Annotated in this window: 15 protein-coding genes, 1 tRNA gene and 1 pseudogene; 9 read left to right on the top strand and 8 right to left on the bottom strand. The window is 46.2% G+C overall.

All coding sequences use genetic code 11. The annotated features are described in order from the left end of the window. The first annotated feature begins 4 nt into the window (after positions 1-4). On the top strand, positions 5-457 hold the full coding sequence (locus QUD86_RS05930; protein ID WP_286295854.1) for an OsmC family protein: 453 nt from the start codon (positions 5-7) through the stop codon (positions 455-457). 82 nt (positions 458-539) lie between these two features. Here QUD86_RS05930 and lysS read toward each other — a convergent pair whose 3' ends face one another. The 4 genes from lysS to QUD86_RS05910 form a co-directional block, all read right to left on the bottom strand. After that, the gene (lysS, locus tag QUD86_RS05925) at positions 540-2,084 is read right to left on the bottom strand and encodes a lysine--tRNA ligase (protein WP_286295853.1); all 1,545 of its coding nucleotides are present in this window, start codon (positions 2,082-2,084) and stop codon (positions 540-542) included. Positions 2,085-2,110: 26 nt separating this feature from the next. Continuing rightward, positions 2,111-3,215, bottom strand: a protein-coding gene (prfB, locus tag QUD86_RS05920; protein WP_286295851.1) for a peptide chain release factor 2 whose coding sequence is annotated in 2 segments (ribosomal slippage) — positions 2,111-3,133 and positions 3,135-3,215 — 1,104 coding nt in all. Because the reading frame shifts where the segments join, the coding sequence is not laid out codon by codon here. 27 nt (positions 3,216-3,242) lie between these two features. Then, a complete protein-coding gene (recJ, locus tag QUD86_RS05915; RefSeq protein ID WP_286295850.1) occupies positions 3,243-4,988 on the bottom strand; it encodes a single-stranded-DNA-specific exonuclease RecJ in 1,746 nt (581 codons plus the stop codon). Then, positions 4,985-5,995 carry a hypothetical protein gene (locus QUD86_RS05910; RefSeq protein WP_286295849.1) on the bottom strand — a complete coding sequence of 337 codons (1,011 nt, stop codon included), beginning with the start codon at positions 5,993-5,995 and terminating at the stop codon, positions 4,985-4,987. The genes recJ and QUD86_RS05910 overlap by 4 nt, the downstream gene beginning before the upstream one ends. Before the next feature lie 67 nt (positions 5,996-6,062). Between QUD86_RS05910 and QUD86_RS05905 the strand changes: the two genes are divergently transcribed. The 5 genes and pseudogenes from QUD86_RS05905 to QUD86_RS05885 all read left to right on the top strand — a co-directional run bounded on the left by QUD86_RS05905 (position 6,063) and on the right by QUD86_RS05885 (position 12,271). Further along, positions 6,063-7,325, top strand: a complete 1,263-nt coding sequence (locus QUD86_RS05905; protein ID WP_286295848.1) for a lipoprotein-releasing ABC transporter permease subunit — start codon at positions 6,063-6,065, stop codon at positions 7,323-7,325. Between the two features lie 13 nt (positions 7,326-7,338). Continuing rightward, complete coding sequence (locus tag QUD86_RS05900) at positions 7,339-8,070, top strand: ABC transporter ATP-binding protein (RefSeq protein ID WP_286295847.1); 732 nt, start codon at positions 7,339-7,341, stop codon at positions 8,068-8,070. Continuing rightward, a pseudogene (locus QUD86_RS05895) lies at positions 8,067-8,878 on the top strand (TatD family hydrolase); the annotation flags it as partial. The gene QUD86_RS05900 and the pseudogene QUD86_RS05895, both read left to right, overlap by 4 nt. A 112-nt stretch (positions 8,879-8,990) precedes the next feature. Then, entirely contained in the window at positions 8,991-11,471 is a 2,481-nt protein-coding gene (locus QUD86_RS05890; protein WP_286295846.1) for a DNA internalization-related competence protein ComEC/Rec2, read from the top strand. A 299-nt stretch (positions 11,472-11,770) separates the two neighbouring features. Then, on the top strand, positions 11,771-12,271 hold the full coding sequence (locus QUD86_RS05885) for a hypothetical protein (protein WP_286295842.1): 501 nt from the start codon (positions 11,771-11,773) through the stop codon (positions 12,269-12,271). A 115-nt stretch (positions 12,272-12,386) separates the two neighbouring features. Here QUD86_RS05885 and QUD86_RS05880 read toward each other — a convergent pair whose 3' ends face one another. Both QUD86_RS05880 and QUD86_RS05875 read right to left on the bottom strand, forming a co-directional pair. Continuing rightward, a complete protein-coding gene (locus QUD86_RS05880) occupies positions 12,387-12,815 on the bottom strand; it encodes a hypothetical protein (protein WP_286295840.1) in 429 nt (142 codons plus the stop codon). A 204-nt stretch (positions 12,816-13,019) separates the two neighbouring features. Then, positions 13,020-13,096: transfer RNA gene (locus tag QUD86_RS05875), tRNA-Met, on the bottom strand. Between the two features lie 251 nt (positions 13,097-13,347). Here QUD86_RS05875 and QUD86_RS05870 point away from each other — a divergent pair. Genes QUD86_RS05870 through radA form a run of 3 tightly spaced genes read left to right on the top strand, consistent with a single transcriptional unit; the run spans position 13,348 to position 17,067 of the window. Then, a complete protein-coding gene (locus QUD86_RS05870) occupies positions 13,348-15,192 on the top strand; it encodes a potassium transporter Kup (RefSeq protein WP_502928896.1) in 1,845 nt (614 codons plus the stop codon). After that, positions 15,189-15,698 carry a hypothetical protein gene (locus tag QUD86_RS05865; protein ID WP_286295838.1) on the top strand — a complete coding sequence of 170 codons (510 nt, stop codon included), beginning with the start codon at positions 15,189-15,191 and terminating at the stop codon, positions 15,696-15,698. Before QUD86_RS05870 ends, QUD86_RS05865 begins: the two co-directional genes overlap by 4 nt. Before the next feature lie 4 nt (positions 15,699-15,702). Beyond that, positions 15,703-17,067, top strand: a complete 1,365-nt coding sequence (gene radA, locus QUD86_RS05860; protein WP_286295836.1) for a DNA repair protein RadA — start codon at positions 15,703-15,705, stop codon at positions 17,065-17,067. A 15-nt stretch (positions 17,068-17,082) separates the two neighbouring features. On the opposite strand, the gene prmB is transcribed toward radA, so the two are convergent. Then, a complete protein-coding gene (prmB, locus tag QUD86_RS05855) occupies positions 17,083-17,979 on the bottom strand; it encodes a 50S ribosomal protein L3 N(5)-glutamine methyltransferase (protein WP_286295835.1) in 897 nt (298 codons plus the stop codon). 20 nt (positions 17,980-17,999) lie between these two features. Beyond that, positions 18,000-19,151 carry a succinyl-diaminopimelate desuccinylase gene (gene dapE / locus QUD86_RS05850; RefSeq protein ID WP_286295832.1) on the bottom strand — a complete coding sequence of 384 codons (1,152 nt, stop codon included), beginning with the start codon at positions 19,149-19,151 and terminating at the stop codon, positions 18,000-18,002. Positions 19,152-19,158: the final 7 nt, after the last annotated feature.

Genomic DNA, 19,158 nt, shown 5'->3' with positions numbered 1-19,158 from the left:
TTCAATGAGTGATGTGCCATCAGTACGGCTAGTTCAGCAAAGTGATTATCAGTTTGCCATCTATTTTAATGAAGAGCAGGACCCTATATTTGGGGATGAGCCACCTCCTTTAGGAAAATCACAGGGTGCAACGCCATCTCAATTCCTATTAGCTGGTGTGGCTAATTGCTTGTCCGATTCCTTGTTATTTGCCCTGCGTAAATTTAAACAAAATCCTGAGCCTATACAAACAAAAGCCCATTGCAATATTGGACGAAATGACCAAAATCGCTTACGTATTTTGGCTATTCATGTAGAGATTCAGATTGGTGTACCAGGTTCAACACTAGAAAACCTTGATCGCGTGTTAGCGCAGTTTCAGGACTTTTGTACCGTCTCGTCTAGTGTGAGTCTTGGAATTCCAGTCAATGTGACCGTCATTGATAGCGATGATCGAACACTGTATCCAGTAACGTAGATTGTCGATCAAGGAAGTAAACAAAAAAGCCGCAATGTTCTGCGGCTTTTTTGTGCTCTGGATTACAAAGGCGCTACTGCCACTATTCTTCCTCGCGACGTAAATGCGGGAATAAGATCACATCACGAATATTAGGTACATCCGCCAACAACATTACCAGGCGATCAATGCCAATACCGCAACCACCAGTTGGAGGCATGCCGTATTCTAATGCGCGAATAAAGTCATGGTCGAAGTACATTGCCTCTTCGTCACCAGCTTCTTTTTGAGCCACCTGTTTTCGAAAGCGGTTGGCTTGATCTTCGGCATCATTTAATTCGGAGAAGCCATTGGCAATTTCACGGCCGGTAATAAATAACTCAAAACGCTCGGTAACTCCAGGGCGAGTATCTGACTCACGCGCTAGTGGACTCACTTCGATTGGGTAATCAATAATGTAAGTAGGTTCCCAGAGATGAGATTCAGCAACTAATTCAAAAAGGGCTAATTGGAGTGCACCAATGCCAGCATTTTTGAGTGTTGGACTATCGGGATTCTCACCCCCCTTTTTTAATTCAGTACGAATAAAGACGATATCTTCTAACTGTCCAGCTTCATAGGACTTATTGGAAAGTGGGCAATATTTGAGAATAGCTTCGGTAATAGTGAGGCGTTGGAATGGTTTACTCAGATCGAGTTCTCGACCTTGATGGGTCAACACGGCAGTGCCTCGCGCATCTATTGCTGCAGCGCGAATCAAGTTCTCCGTAAAATCCATGAGCCAGCGGTAATCGGTATAAGCCGCATAAAATTCCATCATAGTGAACTCAGGATTGTGGCGCGGGCTTACCCCTTCATTGCGGAAGTTGCGATTAATTTCGAAGACGCGCTCAAAACCACCGACCACTAAACGCTTGAGATAGAGTTCGGGCGCAATGCGCAAGAACATTTGCATATCTAAAGCATTGTGGTGGGTAATAAATGGCTTGGCTGTTGCCCCGCCAGGAATGGGGTGCAGCATGGGTGTTTCCACTTCCATGAAATCTGCATCGAGCATATGGCGGCGTAGCGAGGCAATGGTATTACTTCGAGCTCTGAACGTATTGCGACTATCTGGGTTCACAATCAGATCTACATAGCGCTGACGGTACTTGGTCTCCAAATCCGATAGGCCATGAAACTTATCTGGCAATGGGCGTAAAGATTTACTGAGCAGGCGTAGATTGCTGCACTCAACCGAAAGCTCACCTTTATTAGTCTTAAAAAGATTTCCTTCGGCTGAAATAAAGTCACCCATATCCCAATGCTTAAAAGCGCCGTGGACATCAGCGCCGCTGATTTCATCATTAATATAAAACTGAATTTGCCCACTACGATCCTGAATCGTCGCAAAGCTAGCTTTTCCCATGACACGCTTGAGAACCATACGACCAGCAACTTTGACATGTATTTTCTTTTCGGCTAACTCTTCTTTGGTAAAGCAGTCATATTGGGTATGCAGGTCTGTAGCCAAATGGGTCGGCACAAAATCATTTGGAAAAGCGATGCCACCCTCGCGAAGCTTTGCCAGTTTTTCACGGCGCTCCGCAATGATGTGGTTTTCATCCGCTGGTTCTGGCGAGATAGAGGGGGTGGCTTGATCGTTCATATTAGTTATCAGTAACGGGAAATAGATTAAACGCCTTGTTTCAGGCTGGCTTCAATAAAAGCATCAAGATCGCCATCCAATACTTTTTGGGTATTCGAGATTTCAACATTGGTGCGTAAGTCTTTAATACGGCTTTGGTCTAGAACATAAGAGCGGATCTGATGACCCCAGCCAACATCTGTTTTATTGGCTTCAAGTTTGTCTTGCTCAACGCGGCGCTTTTGCATTTCATGCTCGTAAAGTCGTGACTTGAGCATCGTCATCGCTTCCGCTCTATTGCGATGCTGACTACGGTCGTTTTGGCACTGCACCACAATTCCCGATGGGAGGTGGGTTAGACGAACGGCGGAATCGGTTTTATTAATATGCTGACCACCAGCACCAGAGGCGCGGTAGGTGTCGGTACGGATATCGGCCGGGTTGACATCAATCTCAATCGAATCATCTACTTCTGGGTATACGTAAATACTAGCGAAGGAGGTATGACGACCGTTGGATGAGTCAAAGGGCGATTTACGAACTAAGCGATGTACACCAGTCTCTGAACGCAGGTGTCCATAAGCATACTCACCGTCGACTTTGATCGTGGCGCTTTTGATGCCGGCAACATCACCATCTGACTCTTCCAGGATTTCAGTTTTGTAGCCCTTGCGCTCACAATATTTTAAGTATTGGCGAAACAACATGCTAGCCCAATCACAGGCTTCGGTACCACCCGCACCGGCTTGAATATCAATAAAGCAACTACAGGGATCCATCTCATTATGAAACATCCGGCGAAACTCCAGGTCACCAACAATTTTGCTGTAGCTCTGAACATCGGTTTCGATTGCGCCAATGGTATCGAAATCACTTTCTTCTTTAGCCATGTCGAATAATTCAATGGCACCAGTGATATTGCTATTTAAGGCAGTGAGTGTGGCAACTACCCCATCTAGTAATTTTTTTTCCTTACCGAGGGCTTGCGCTTTTTTTTGATCATCCCAGATAGTGGGATCCTCTAGGATGGAATTGACTTCAGTAAGGCGGCGTGACTTTACTTCGAAGTCAAAGATACCCCCGGAGTGCTTGCTCACGTGTGAGCAGATCGGAGAGGGCATTTGAAATACTATTGAGTTGTTCGGCTTCCATCCCCCAATTATAAGGGCTTACTGCTACCTAGCTCTCGTCGTGGGCCTCAACCATGAGCTGTACCCGAGCTTGACCTTGAAAGCGGTCGGTGACTAGGCGGTAGGCTAGCTTTGCTTTAGCTGGTAGGGGTGCCGTGTGATTGAACCAGACGCCAGTAAAGGGCTTAATAACTGATGGTCCGTCACCGATTGGCCGCAACTGAAGGCGCAGATGCTTTTCTTTCATCAGGCTTTGCTGGATGATCTTAAATTCACCATAAAAAATAGGCTGAGGGAAGCCTTGACCCCAAATTTCTTCGGCGAGAAGATCTCCTATTTCGGTAGTAAATTCCGATGGATCTAGGGCTCCGTCATGAATATAGCGGCGCTCTAGTAATTCATCATTGAGTAGCTCGAGTGCAACCTGCTGAAATGCAGCGTCGAACCGGTCAAAATCAGCCTTACGAATACTAAGGCCCGCCGCCATCGCATGACCGCCAAACTTCAGTATGAGTCCTGGTTCACGCTTTGAAACAATGTCTAGCGCATCTCGCAGATGAAAGCCGTTAATCGATCTGCAAGAGCCCCGCAATTCTTCGCCTGCAGCGCCATCGGCTGGGGCAAACACAAGGGCAGGGCGATTAAATCGCTCTTTTAGGCGCGAGGCCACAATGCCGACAACGCCTTGATGCCACTGCGCGTTCCAAAGGCAGATGCTATTGCGATCAGCCATCGTTCCAGCAATATGATCTTCTGCTAAGTGCGCTAAAGCAGCTTCTTGCATACCCGATTCAATGACGCGACGCTCGCGGTTAATCCGATCTAATTCTTGGGCAAGACCAATGGCTTCATCTGGGCTGTCACTCAGTAATAAGCGGATACCTAAGGTCATATCCGCTAGTCGTCCTGCGGCATTCAGTCTGGGGCCAATTGCAAATCCAAGATCAAATGCACCAGCCTTTCGAGGATCGCGCACTGCCGCCTGAAAGAGTGCGGCAATACCAGGCTGTGATGTACCCGCACGAATCCGCTTTAATCCATTGGAAACTAAAATACGATTGTTGCGATCTAGTTGGGCTACATCGGCGACTGTGCCTAATGCAACTAGGTCTAGTAAGCCCTCAATCTTGGGCTGAGTTTCCAGCGTAAATTGTCCCCGTTTTCGTAATTCCGCTCGTAATGCCACGAGTAAATAAAACATTACGCCTACACCGGCTAGTGCTTTACTGGGGAATGTACAAGCTGGTTGATTAGGGTTGACGATTGCAATGGCATTGGGCAGGCGATCACCGGGTAGATGATGGTCAGTCACAATGACCTCCATACCCAGTTCGCGGGCTCGATCTACCCCGGCCTCGCTGGCAATTCCGTTATCAACGGTAATGAGGTATTTGGGCTTCGGGTTTTGTGTAGCTGCTAAGTCAACAACTTCAGGAGTCAAGCCATAGCCCATCGTAAAACGGTTGGGTACTAAAAACTGAATGGCAGTACTACTGCCCCCCAGCATCGTTAAGCCTCGTACGGCAACAGCGCACGCAGTAGCGCCGTCACAGTCGTAATCCGCTACTACTAGCATAGGCTCTTTTCGCTCCAGAATGTCTGCTAGTAGTGAGGCAGTGCTGATACAGTTTTTGAGTTCAACTGGAGAAAGTAATTGCTTGAGATCAAGGGATAACTCCTCGGGTTTTTCTACGCCACGGGCTGCAAACAAGCGTGAAATTAAGGGATGTAAGCCGCTTTGCGACAACCAAGTCGACGTACGATCTGAAAAAGGGCGCTGGGAAAATATACTCATGATGTTTGTCCTGAAATAATTGCCTGCCAACTCAATAAGGTACGTTTCTTCCAGAAGGCCCAAGTCTTTTGATGAAGATCTCGCGCTGTGAAGATCCGATATCGAGGCTTGCCGGTAGAAAAGTCAATGATCTCTAATTCGGATAGATTTTCATTTAATAACGCATTGCTCAAGTCATGCCAAAGCGCTTGCGGTTTATTAACCCATGCAAATATATTTCCGGCGCCCTCTAAATTGACTAACTTAGAAAAATCCACATTCGATTCATGAGTAATGTTCAGGTATTTAGCTAGACCAGCCAGGAGTGGGTGATCGCCATAAAGTGATGAGGTATGCTGTAAACATTCGGGTACGGTGACATCTTGTAATTTCCCAATGCCACTGATCCAAAGCGAGTTAATGCTGGGTAAGCCCTTTTGTGTTCGTTCTTCATTCACTGGGCCTATGTGCCACAGCATCTGAATTTCATTTTGAAGTTTGCGCCAACGTTTAGCAATGCCTAATTCATGGGTATCTCGCGGCATCCACCAGTCGATATTTCGACCATGGGCCTGATCAATCGAGTGGGTGGCCAAGCTGGCGAATGGACCCGCTGGAATGAACCATGCATGCTGTCCTTGATATAAGACTGCCGCCTGAAAATCTTCTTCAATTAAGGGCAGAGCTTCTTTCAGGAGTGCAGCAGATTCATCTGGCGTCAGATCTATCTGACTTTGGGCCATCAAGATCAAATGATCGCGCGTGGCATGAAGGTGTACTGGCTGTAAACAAGCGATGATCTGATTGGGATCTAGGGTTAAGTCGCTTTGCCCTAAGAGTAAAACGGGGGCAATCGCCAGCTTATCTCCTAACAAAAAGCGCTCTTGGGGAAGTCCGGCAGGCGGGCTGTCCTGATGCTGTGTGGGGTCAATACCCAAATCAGGGGCATCCTCTCCGGAAATCATGAGGGTAAAGCGACGTTTTGCCTGCTTCAAGGGGATGGGATTTGGAGGGATATTTGCAGTCATTCCCCTGATTTTAGGTGGCATTTACAGAATCCATCCGTTTAACCATCCGATTGTCTAAACTGTAGGCATGTTAAGACTTCCCATTGAGCTAGAAATAGGCCTGCGCTACACCCGATCTAAGCGTCGTAAGACCGTGGGTAGGCGCGATGGTTTCTTATCCTTCATCTCCGGAATATCGACTGCTGGCATCGCTCTGGGCGTTGCCGCTTTGATTGTGGTGCTCTCTGTGATGAACGGTTTTCAAAAAGAGGTTCGGGATCGTATGTTGTCTGTACTTTCTCATGTAGAAATTTCTGCGCCTGATGGCCTGCACAACTGGGAGCCTTTGGCGCTAAAAGTTGCATCACAGCCGCACGTGATTGGGGTAGCCCCGATGGTGAGCTCTCAAGGTTTATTAAGTCGTGAGAGCGTCATGCGTGGCGTATCCATTCGGGGAGTACTTCCGAGTGAAGAGGGCAAAGTATCTGATTTGCCTAAGCAATTTGTCGCGGGCAGTATCGATGATCTCAAGCCAGGAACCTTTGGTGTCGCGCTGGGCGCACAGCTAGCCAATATGGTGGGCGCGCATATCGGTGACCGTATTAACCTGATTGTTCCTGAAAGTGATTTAACGCCTGCTGGTGCCATGCCCAGAATGAGAACGTTGCAGGTAGTGGGCATTGTAGATAGCGGTCATTATGAATACGATAGTTCATTAGCTATCTTGCATTGGAAAGATGCTGCGGCTTTATTGCGATTGCAAGATCCTTCTGGTTTGCGGGTAAAGATTGACGATATGCAGCTAGCCCCGCAGGTAGCCTCTGAGTTAGCGCAAGTAGTTCCTCAGGCGTTATGGGTAACAGATTGGTCTAGATCAAATCGCAATTGGTTTGCAGCAGTTCAAACAGAGCGAAAAATGATGTTCATCATTCTGACTTTAATTATTGCCGTTGCTGCCTTTAACCTAGTGTCGACTCTAGTGATGACGGTGAATGAAAAACAGGCGGATATCGCTATTCTGAGAACAATGGGTGCGAGCCCAGGACTGATTCAGCGTATTTTCTTAGTGCAGGGTTTAGCTATTGGTCTTCTGGGCTCTTTAGCAGGCGTAGGCTTAGGTCTATTGATTGCCCTCAATATTGATGTCATCGTGCCTGCAATCGAGGCGATCTTTAGAGTTCGCTTTTTGCCGCGCGATGTGTATTTTATTAGCGAGCTACCCTCTGATGTCCGTCTATCCGACGTAGTGACAGTTGGCTTAATGGCATTTGGTCTTTCGGTGTTGGCGACGCTTTACCCCAGTCGAAGAGCTGCTCAGGTACAGCCTGCGGAAGCGCTGCGTTATGAATAGCCCCATAAATAAAATGAGCCAAATAAGTCAAACGAGCCAAACAAGCAATTCCAATCCGATTGGTAAATTGGTCCTCCATGCCCAAGATTTGGCAAAGACCTATGGCAAAGGCGCTACTGCAGTAGAGGTACTGAAAGATATTGACTTGGAAATAAGTGCCTCTGAGAAAGTAGCCATTGTGGGTTCATCTGGCTCTGGTAAGAGTACCTTATTGCATTTATTGGGTGGCTTAGATACGCCTAGTGCTGGATCAGTTTTTTTAGCGGGAGAAAATCTTCACAACTTACCTATTAAAAAATTAGATCAGTTACGAAACCGAAGCTTAGGATTTATTTATCAATTTCATCATCTCTTGGATGAATTTAGTGCGGTAGAGAATGTTGCGCTGCCTTTACGAATACGCGGACTAAGCAACGACGAGTCGATGGAGCGTGCAAACCAGATGCTCTTAGCCGTTGGCTTGGCAAAACGAGTGCAGCATACTCCCGGTGAGCTTTCAGGTGGAGAGCGTCAACGGGTAGCAGTTGCTAGGGCTTTAGTAGGCAATCCCTCTTGCGTATTAGCAGATGAACCTACTGGCAATCTAGATGCCGAAACTGCGGATGGTGTATTTGATTTAATGTTAGATATTGCAAGAGAACAGGGCACTGCCTTTGTGATAGTGACGCATGATCCAGTGCGCGCTAAACGGTGCGATCGTATTTTGCATCTTGAGCGTGGAGTACTCAAGCCATTCTCGCAATGAGCGATGCGCTTTCTTGGGTGGATACCCATTGCCACTTAGATGCATCTGAGTTCAAACAAATACTGCCTCAGATTGTTGCTAGTGCAGCAGCAAAGGGGGTGCAGGCGCTTTTAGTGCCGACAGTTCAAGTGTCTGACTGCGATCACACTCGGCAATTGGCTAAGCAATATCGCAATCAAATTCCGGGTTTGGTTTTTACTTTAGGTATTCACCCCTTATATATTGGGCGGGCTCAAGAGAGCGACATTCCCTTGCTTAAATCACAAATTGAACAATCCATAGATGACCCTCAGTTTGTGGGTATCGGAGAGATTGGGCTTGATTATTTCGTGGAAGGCCTTGATCCTCTTCGGCAAGAGTATTTTTTCATGCGCAACTAGATTTAGCGGAAGCATTTCAGTTGCCAGTGGTTTTACATGTGCGTCGTTCACAAGATGCTATTTTAAAAGCGTTACGTAAAAGAAAAGTACCCGGCGGAATAGCACATGCATTTAATGGCAGCCATCAACAGGCGGAACAATTTATCGAGCTTGGATTTAAGCTTGGGTTTGGTGGCGCTGCAACCTATGAGCGGGCTTTGCAAATTCGCAGGTTATTAGTAGAGCTGCCACTAGATAGCATCGTGACTGAAACAGATTCACCAGATATTCCCCCAGCATGGTTAAGGGGAGAGGGTGGTAGCTTTAATGAGCCCGCCTTGCTACCAAGAATTGCCCAACAATTAGCAGATATTCGTGGAATAAGCGCGCAAGTATTTTCACTAGCAGTTTGGCAAAATGCTATGCAGGCGTTACCGCGTTGGTCTTTGCTGATGACTAATCAATCAGGTAATAGCATAAGTAGCGGCATTAGTAGCAGCACTGGTAGCAGCACTAGCACTAGCGCCCCCAATCCCAATCTTCCAATAGCCTCTTAAGTACTTGCGTATCTACATTACGGCGTTCATCGCCGGGGGATCGCTACTGCTGTTTTTACCTGCAGTGCCTGATGGCTGGGTTTCGTTGTGTGTTTGTATTACTTTAATTTGTTTGGCTATGCTGTTCTTTATTAGGTTCAGCTTAGTCAAGGGACTGATTGGCGCCATTCTTTTGATAACTCTGGGCTTTGCTTGGAATGCTCACTATGCGCAGAATCGTTTAAGCAATGTTTTACCCATTGAGCTTGAAGGTAAAGATCTCAATTTAGAGGGGCGAGTTAATGCTCTTCCCCAAAGCAGCGCGCTTGGCGCTAAATTTTCTTTTGAGGTTGATGAGGCATCTTTAGGCCGTGAATTAATAACATCCTTTCCAAGGCAGGTGTATTTGAGTTGGCAGCCTGTTTGGCGTAATCCTCAAGATGTTCCTGAAATAATTCCTGGGCAGCGCTGGAGTTTTAAAGTCAAGATTAAGCGGCCTTATGGCAGCTTAAATCCCCATACCTTTGACTTTGAACGCTGGGCTTTTCATCAAGACTTTGGTGCGAGCGGCTCTATCCGCTCTGGCGAGTTGATCACAGCTCGAGATATTGGGTTCACCGAATTCTCTCTAGCGATGGAGTATCAACGCTGGAGGCTAAGGCAGAAAATTAAACGTCTATTACCAGCAGACGCCCGTTACGGCGGTGTGATTGCAGCATTGGTAATGGGCGATCAAAATGCCATTGATCAAGAAGACTGGCGGGTATTTAATGCTACCGGAATCGGACACCTAATTTCTATTTCGGGACTTCATGTAACGATGTTAGCTGGATTTGGAGCGATGGTCGCTTCTTTCATATGGCGTCGTCGAACGCTACCCTTACTCATTCCTGTGGGAAAGGTAGCTGCTGCTGTTGGATTTTTAACTGCATTTGTTTATGCCTGGTTAGCTGGGTTTCAGATTCCGGCGCAACGAACCATGTATATGGTTGGAGTTGTTGCATTTGCTCTTTGGACAGGCAGAAATCCCCGGTCATTTGATATCTGGTGGTGGGCTTTGGTTTTTGTTCTATTGATTGATCCTATGGCACCTTACACACCGGGATTTTGGCTATCGTTTGGGGCGGTGGCTGCTATCCTTTTTGCAATGCAAGGCTCTGACGGATTGCTTGGGGTGCCGACCGGAAAAGAGCTAGAGGTACATTGGTCATCAAGATTAGTCGAGGCATTGCGTGAAGCATGTCGCGTGCAAGCAGTCGTTACGATTGCATTATTGCCATTAACTCTCTATTGGTTTTATCAGGTGTCATTAGCTTCGCCATTTGCAAACACTTTTGCGATCCCAGTGGTGAGTTATCTCGTTACACCATTAGCAATTGCGGGCGCATTGCTGCCAGACTTTATTGGCAAGTGGCTTTTAATTCTGGCGCATCTGACTATGGAATATTTAGCGCTGGTATTAAGTTGGATGGCTAATTGGACATGGGCAGTTGCCTGGGCTCATCAGCCGGCATGGTGGGCATTATTGATATCAACACTAGGCATCATTATTGCCATTCGACCAGGAGACATACAGGGCACTTACGTTTCTAGGCTGATGGGTCTGGCTTTATCCTCATGCTTGTTCGTTGGCCCCCTTATAAATGATCGCTTAGGTGAGGGGATCTTTCGGGCAACCGTTCTAGATATCGGGCAAGGCACTGCTGTACTGATTGAGACTAGAACAAAGAGGCTTTTATATGACACCGGCCCTATTCAGGGGAAAGATAACGCGGGCAATCGAATTATTCTGCCTTTTCTTAAAGGAAGGGGTATTCATCACATCGATCGAATGGTTATTAGTCATAGTGATAGTGATCACATTGGCGGTGCGGCAACTATCTTAAAAGAGATTAACTTCGATTCGATGATGGGGTCTTTGCCCAGCAGCAATTCTTTATTAAAGAACCTAAAAGACCGCAAGATTCAAAGCATGCCCTGTCGTTTTGGTCAGAGTTGGATATGGGATGGTGTGGAGTTTTACATTTGGCATCCACATGAGCAAAGTCTTTTTCAAGAAGAGCAGGTCAGAAAACCTAATGAAATGAGTTGTGTATTGGAAGTGCGCAATCAAAATACCTCTTTTTGGCTAACGGGGGATGTGGAAAATCAGGGTGAGGCAGATATTACGGAGCGCTTAGACGATCGAGCACTTTTGATGTTAAAAAACAAAGAGCTGATATTGATGGCTCCTCACCATGGAAGCAAGACTTCATCATCAATTGAGTTACTTACGAAGCTTGGCCCTGACTATGCTTTTGCCCAAAATGGCTATCGCAATCGATATGGTCATCCACACCCCACGGTGAGTGCGCGATACCAAGAGCTTAATATTCCTTTTTATCAAACGCCCGCTACTGGTGCTCAAATTTGGACATCTAGAGGGCTCCACCATAAGCAAGGTGGACTAGAGTTTTGGCGTAATCAGTCAAAGCGCTTATGGCATCGTCCAACTGATTTAGAGTGATGTGGGGGACGTCAAGACGTAAAAAATTAGCGTTAAGATGTATTTACCTTAATTTAATAACTTACTAAATTAACTCCAATAGGTCAACGGGACGATTACATCCACCTACTATGAAAAGGAGGCTGGTTAAAGCTAGATATAAGAAGATCTTTTTCATGGATAAATTAGGTTTAATTTTTAGTAATAAAGTTATTATGATCGAAGAATAACCAACAATCCATCTGAATATGTTCAAGGTCTCAAGCTCTTTTATCGGTAACTTTTAGATCGGTGACAACATTCATTACAACCTTGATGTATTGAAAGCTCTTTATATTTCGAGAGCGGGTCTTCCCGCTTATCAAAAATACTTTCTTGAAAAGCCGATAACCGTAATTCTTGTTTCTATTTGTGAAGCCATAATTTATGACTTTATTGGTAGATCAAAACTTTTTACTCGAGAGGGTATTGATGGATTATCAAGTGAGGATTTAGAGAAGTTGAGAAATAGAAAGTCCTACCAGATGGATAAAAAGATTAAATTGATCGAAGAGCTTAATCTTTTACAAACAAGTGACCCCAATGTTTATGACCATCTCGGAAAGCTGGTGACTCTTCGAAACCGTATTCATATACAAAACGAAAATCAGAATCTTGAGAGGGATGAGAAGGACGCTTTTACAGTACCAAGAAGGGTTGAAGCTGAAAAAATGGTTGAGTTACTGACGAAGAGGCTTGGAACCCTTTATCCACGACCCCCACATATCGTTATGTCTCAATTTATTGAAGATTTTGAGTTGCCTTGGAGGGCTCATTTTTAGCTTAAAACCTGATAAGTATTGGGTCGGTTGTCTAAAAAAAATCCATCAAATATTTATTGTGGATAGCATTTCAGGTGACTTTTTCCAATCTGATTCGCATGGGTCTTAGAGCAATTTATTTTTTATTCTCCCAAAAGCTTCGGTGCGCCTCTTTTTCATCATCGGTTCCGTATTCCCAATTATCAGGTGGATGCCAATCATCTTCTTGAACGTCATTTTCCCTTGTTTCTATCTCAGCCTGCTCTTTTAGGTAAGCAAATAACATCCAGTCTTTAATCGAGGTTTTGTATTCGTAATATTTAGTAGAGAGACCAAGCAGGCTGTCTAAATCTGCCATATCTTTTTGTTGTATTTCGTTCTCTTCAGAAAATGCCTCCAAGTCGCTAAGGCAGCGCCTGATTACATCATGGTGGGCGTTGATATTGGATCCATCATGGAAGCTCAGGGGAAGCCGGACAGTACCGGATCGTTGAATCTCGTCATTAAGGGTGCGAAGCCCGTTCAAAAAGTCGAGAATTTCAAAGTCAGCGAGTTCTGCCGTCAAGCTCACCCTTAATTCATCACCAGCGTATAGAAGCATTTTGATCAGCCTGTAATAAAAATAATCACTCTTTTAATCAGTATATGCGCCAAAAGTTATTGTGCAGGTGACAAACTAGCATGCACTAGGGGGGGGGGCGTAAAAAAACCATCAAACTTTTCAGTTTGATGGTTTCGAGGGTCTAATCGACGTCAGACCCTTATATACTGGTTGCGGGGGCAGGATTTGAACCTACGACCTTCGGGTTATGAGCCCGACGAGCTGCCAGACTGCTCCACCCCGCGTCTGAAGCATCATTCTAGCATTTTTTGATAGCGTCTGTCGAGGAATTATTGCGATTAACACTTAAATGAAGCACTTTATTGGGCTCATTTGATCTCAAAGTCATACTGCATAAGGAGTAACATATTGTCGTGCTACACAACACTGAGGTCTTTAGATGTCCATTAGTAATCCAGAATTTTCTAGCTCTTCTCTCCTAACACCTGTAGACGTTCACGGGCCCGAGGGGGAGCACAAGAAGAGTCTTGGCGTCATGATGCTTGCTGCCATCGGTGTTGTCTTCGGCGATATTGGTACAAGCCCTTTGTATGCCCTAAAAGAATGTTTCGACGCTAAACACGGCATCGCTTACTCCCCTGAGGCGCTCTTTGGTGTTATTTCCATGATGATTTGGGCACTGATTTTGGTGGTGACAGTGAAGTACGTCTTATTTGTGATGCGTGCAGATAATAAGGGTGAGGGAGGTGTACTTTCCCTAATGGCATTAGCGTTACGATCATTTGACAGTAAGTCAAAGAGTTATTTTTTCCTCATGATTATGGGTATGCTTGGTGCCTGTATGTTGCTCGGTGAGTCGGTGATTACACCTGCAATCTCTGTTTTATCTGCGGTTGAAGGAATTGAGATTGCGGCACCAGGATTGCGTAAATTTATCATTCCGATTTCATTGATTATTTTGGTCGCCTTGTTCCTGATTCAGAAGTATGGAACTGCTGCAGTGGGAAAGTTATTTGGCCCCATTACCTTGGCTTGGTTTTTGACTCTAGCTGTCTTAGGTGCCATCAATATCGGAAATGCTCCAGAAATTATTGCAGCATTTAGTCCTCTATACGCAGTTAACTTTATTGTCGATCATCCAACCACCGCTTACATCGTTGCGGGAGCGGTGGTGCTCGTTGTTACTGGAGTTGAGGCTTTATATTTAGACATGGGGCACTTCGGTCGAAGTCCGGTTCGCTACGCCTGGTTGTTAGTAGTGCTTCCTAGTTTGCTCATTAATTATTTAGGCCAGGGCGCTTTGGTGCTTTCCAACCCAGAGGCAATTCAAAACCCATTCTATTTAATGGTGCCTGACTGGGCGTTATGGCCTGTAGTTGGCCTTGCAACTGCGGCTACCGTCATTGCTTCCCAGGCTGTGATTTCTGGCGCTTATTCTCTGGTGAGTCAGGCAATTTTGCTGGGCTTCATGCCACGCATGACTATTCGCCACACCTCTGATTCTGAGCAGGGTCAGATTTACATTCCAATGGTTAATTGGGCGCTTCTATTTATGGTTGTTGTCACTATCATTGAATTTAGAGAGTCCGTTAATTTAGCCGCAGCTTACGGTATTTCAGTCACTTCGACGATGCTGATCACGACTATTTTGCTGGCAGTCGTCATGTTCCGTGAATGGAAAATGAATGTTTTCTTAGTGAGCTTTATTACGATATCCTTTTTTGTCGTTGATCTTGCCTTCTGGACAGCGAATTTGATCAAGATTAAAGATGGTGGTTGGTATCCCTTAGCCCTAGGCTTGCTTTGCTTTATTTGTCTTATTACCTGGTATCGCGGTCGACAAATTTTACGCAAGCGTGCTGTGGAAGAGGGTATTGAGTTGGGAAGCTTTATCCAATCCTTGCTTAAGCACCCGCCACATCGTGTTGAAGGAACCGCAGTCTTTTTAACTGCCCACGTTGACTACTTGCCAATTTCTTTTTTACACAATTTAAAACATAACCATGTCTTGCATGAGCGGGTTTTTTTCCTGAAGGTCAGTATTTGGGATGTGCCTTATGTAAATGATGTTGAGCGCATTACGATGAAAGATTTGGGTGGTAATATTTTTGTTGTGCGGGCCGTTTATGGATTCAAAGAAACGCCAGATATGGGCTCCATTATTGGATTAATTGAGAAGGGCTTTGAGATGAAGTTTGACATGATGGACACCTCCTTCTTTTTATCGCGCGATACGATTGTTCCATCTCCTATTCCAGGAATGGCCCTATGGCGTGAGCGCTTGTTCTGCTGGATGTATCAGAATGCGGGTCGTCAATCTGATTTCTTTAAGATCCCTGCAAACCGTTTGGTTGAGCTTGGCGCTAAGGTGGAAATTTGAGAAGATTCATCGTGCTTCGCTTGATCTTGTCCTTTCAGGCGCTGATCTTTTCTTGCGCTTTCTGTGGCTCAGTGTTTGCTACGCCTGCAGAGGAGGCTCAGTTAGAACAACTCAATAAAATTGAGGGTGAGCTGGAATTGCAGCGCGACTGGGCGAAGTACCGCTGGGATAAAACCAATTCTGAGTGTTATCAAAAGTATTGGGTCAATAGTTGCTTGAGGGATTCTCGGGCGCAATATCGTAAAGAAATTGACCCTATCAGCGCGCAAGAAGTAGAGTTGCATACAGTTCAGCGAGCATTACGAACCAGCATTAAAGACCAGCGAGATGCCGCAAAGATTGCTGAGCGGGCTTCTGCTGAAAAAGCAGCTGAGCGTAAAGCCAATCAACAAGAATTTGATGAAAAACAAAAAGCAGCCGCAGCTCGTGCGGCGGATTTAGAGAAGCGGCGCCAGGATGCCCCTAAGCGCGCTCAAGAAAACAAAGCGGGCACTCAGCTCGACTAATACCTTGGCCAAAATTAAAACCGTTTATATCTGTCAGTCTTGTGGCGGTACTTCTGCAAAGTGGCAAGGACAGTGTCCAGCTTGTCAGGAGTGGAACACCCTCGAAGAGGGCGTGCCTGAAGTAAGTTCAAATTCTCGGTTTCAGGGCTTGGCGCAATCTTTGCCCCGTCAAAAACTGTCGGCTATTAATGCTGAGGATCTGCCGCGTTTTAGCACCGGTGTCGAAGAGTTTGACCGAGTACTTGGTGGAGGGTTAGTGCCCGGCGGTGTTGTTCTCATCGGTGGTGACCCTGGCATTGGTAAGTCAACATTGTTATTGCAAGCCCTAGCCGAGATGAGTGCTATGGGCATGAATGTTCTTTACAGCAGTGGCGAAGAATCCGCCGCCCAAATTGCTTTGCGGGCAAAGCGTATCGCTTTAAATGCACCGCATTTAGAAGTGTTGGCAGAGATTCAGCTGGAGAAACTGTTATCTATTATGGATACCGTGAAGCCGCAGGTATTGGTAGTCGATTCCATACAGACTTTATATTCTGATGCCTTGAGTTCCGCACCAGGTTCCGTAGCGCAAGTTCGTGAGTGTGCCGCACAATTAACGAGAGCCGCTAAATCTAGTGGTATTTGCGTATTGATGGTGGGGCACGTTACTAAAGATGGTCATCTTGCGGGCCCTAGAGTGCTCGAGCATATTGTTGATACAGTGTTGTATTTTGAAGGTGATACCCATTCCTCTTTTAGGTTGGTACGTTCGATTAAAAATCGTTTCGGCGCGGTCAATGAGTTAGGTGTTTTTGCGATGACTGAGAAGGGCTTACGCGGGGTTGCTAATCCATCAGCTATTTTCTTGTCGCAGCATACTGAGATGGTGCCTGGTGCCTGCGTATTAGTGACACAAGAGGGTAGTCGTCCGCTGTTGGTGGAGATTCAGGCGCTGGTAGATACTGCGCATATACCGAACCCTAGAAGGTTGGCAGTTGGTTTGGATCAAGCGCGCTTAGCAATGCTCTTGGCGGTACTACATCGCCACGCTGGTGTTGCTTGTTTTGATCAGGATGTATTCTTAAACGCGGTAGGTGGGGTTAAGATCTCAGAGCCTGCGGCTGACTTAGCGGTGCTGCTTGCCATTCAATCATCGATTCGCAATAAGGCACTTCCGAAAGAGCTGATTGTGTTTGGCGAAGTAGGCTTAGCCGGCGAGATTCGTCCATGTCCTAGGGGTCAAGAGCGCTTAAAAGAGGCCGCAAAACTAGGCTTCACAATTGCCATTATTCCGAAGGCCAATATGCCTAAGGCAAAAATCGCTGGCTTAACAGTCATTCCAGTTGAGCGCATCGATCAGGCGATTTCTGCGGCGGCAGAGCTCACCTAGTAAAGCTATTGGTTTTTAGTGTAGATCTTCCGCCTGAATTAACAGCACCTGCTGATCTCCAGCAGATACCTCCATCCAGATAGCAGGAATCTGGGGGAAGGCCTTCTTAAAGTACTCGTACTCATTGCCGATCTCTATCAGAATGGCGCCGCGCTCTGAAAGATAGTCTGGGGCATTAGCAATAATTCGCCGTATGAGGTCCATCCCATCTTCACCACCAGCCAATGCCAGTGCAGGTTCTGCATGATATTCGGCAGGAAGAGTATTCATCGAGTGGGTGTTGACGTAAGGCGGATTACAGATGATAAGATCAAAGCGATTGTCATCGAAGGGTTCAGGTAATGCATCCCAGAGATCCCCGCTAAACAACTCTATTTGTGAGTTAAGCTTATGACGATCTAGATTTCGAGCGGCTATCGCTAATGCGGGCAGGCTAACATCACATGCACTGACGTGAATATCAGGGCAGGCTAAGGCTAGTAATATTGCCAAGGAGCCATTACCAGTGCATAGATCCAATGCCTTGCCATCGGCTGGTAGCCAAGGCTCCAATGAGCCATCCACAATCAATTCAGCAATCCATGAGCGTGGAACAATACTCTGTTCGCTAGCGTAAAAAGGCACACCCATTAACCACGCCTCACCTAAAATGTAAGCTAGTGGCTTGCGAGTCTGAATACGGGTTTGAGTAACTTCCAGTGCTTGAGAAAGTTGTTCGGCGCTCAGCACTTGCTCTAAATGATCCAGTGCAACAGTTGGGCTTAAATTGAGCTGCTTGCTGACAATCCATAAGGCTTCACTTTGGGCATCTATGGCGCCATGGCCATAGTGCAGATCAGTCGCCTCTAGTAGTGTTGCTACTTGGTTAATGCATTGATCCAGTGTCGGAAGTTGAGAAGGCTCAGGGTCCATGATCAGAAGGGAAGATTGAGTTAAGCGACTAGCTGTTCAAGCGTGTTGCGGAAAATGTTTTTGAGTGGCACTACATCATCAACAATGACGCATTCATCTATTTTGTGGCTAGTGGCATTCAGTGGTCCAAACTCTACTACTTCTTTGCAGATTTTTGCGATAAAGCGTCCGTCACTAGTCCCGCCAGTAGTAGATAGCTCAGTATCAATATGCACTTCGGATTTAATGGCTTTGCGCAGCGCACCAGCTAGAGCGCCATCGCCAGTAATAAAGGGGCTGCCGCCAAGAGTCCAGTCAATATTAAAGTCAAGACCAGCAGTACTGAGAATATTTTCTAGGCGACTGCGTAACTCTTCAGGCTTACTCTCTGTTGAGAAGCGGAAATTAAAATCCATCGCCAGCTCACCAGGAATAATATTATTGGCACCTGTACCAGCATGGATATTAGAGATCTGAAAGCTGGTTGGCTGAAAATATTGATTGCCTTGATCCCACTCTGTTTCAACCAAAGACTGAATTGCTGGCGCAGATAAGTGAATGGGATTTTTACCTAAATGCGGATAGGCAATATGTGCTTGAATCCCTTTGATGCGCAGCTTGCCAGAGAGGGAGCCACGGCGCCCATTTTTAATCATGTCACCTAGTTGATCAACTGAGGTGGGTTCACCAATAACGCAGTAATCCACGCGTTGCCCCTGTTTTTGCAGGCGCTCACACATGATGACCGTACCATCATTAGCTGGGCCTTCCTCATCGCTGGTAATCAAAAATGCAATCGTGCCCTGATGATTGGGGTGCATCAGTACAAATTCTTCTGTAGCTACGACAAACCCTGCCAGAGAGGTTTTCATATCCGCTGCACCACGTCCGTATAGCATGCCATCGCGAATAGTGGGGGTAAAGGGATCGCTGGTCCATTTCTCTAGCGGCCCGGTAGGAACAACATCGGTGTGACCGGCAAACATTAGCACTACACCTTGGTCTCCGGTAGTTCCTTTTTTAATAGCCCAAAGGTTAGTCACCTGAAAATTCTCGGGACCGCTGACCACGCTCTCAGTATGAAAGCCAATCGCCTGTAGTCGGCTGGCAATGAGATCCTGACAGCCACCGTCTGCTGGGGTAACCGAGCGGCAAGCGATTAGGGCTTCTGTTAGTTCGAGGGTGGCACTCATTAGGTTA

This window comes from Polynucleobacter sp. TUM22923, assembly GCF_030295705.1.
In the GTDB taxonomy this organism is placed as follows: Bacteria; Pseudomonadota; Gammaproteobacteria; order Burkholderiales; family Burkholderiaceae; genus Polynucleobacter.
The sequence above is the reverse complement of the archived record's forward strand: the minus strand, read 5'-3'. Positions and strand labels throughout refer to the sequence as shown.

Bases quoted from the DNA above. Each gene is read 5' to 3' on its own strand.
- QUD86_RS05930 (WP_286295854.1), top strand. From the start codon at position 5: ATGAGTGATGTGCCATCAGTACGGCTAGTTCAGCAAAGTGATTATCAG.
- lysS (WP_286295853.1), bottom strand. From the start codon at position 2,084: ATGAACGATCAAGCCACCCCCTCTATCTCGCCAGAACCAGCGGATGAA.
- recJ (WP_286295850.1), bottom strand. From the start codon at position 4,988: ATGAGTATATTTTCCCAGCGCCCTTTTTCAGATCGTACGTCGACTTGG.
- QUD86_RS05910 (WP_286295849.1), bottom strand. From the start codon at position 5,995: ATGACTGCAAATATCCCTCCAAATCCCATCCCCTTGAAGCAGGCAAAA.
- QUD86_RS05905 (WP_286295848.1), top strand. From the start codon at position 6,063: ATGTTAAGACTTCCCATTGAGCTAGAAATAGGCCTGCGCTACACCCGA.
- QUD86_RS05900 (WP_286295847.1), top strand. From the start codon at position 7,339: ATGAGCCAAATAAGTCAAACGAGCCAAACAAGCAATTCCAATCCGATT.
- QUD86_RS05870 (WP_502928896.1), top strand. From the start codon at position 13,348: ATGATGCTTGCTGCCATCGGTGTTGTCTTCGGCGATATTGGTACAAGC.
- prmB (WP_286295835.1), bottom strand. From the start codon at position 17,979: ATGGACCCTGAGCCTTCTCAACTTCCGACACTGGATCAATGCATTAAC.
- dapE (WP_286295832.1), bottom strand. From the start codon at position 19,151: ATGAGTGCCACCCTCGAACTAACAGAAGCCCTAATCGCTTGCCGCTCG.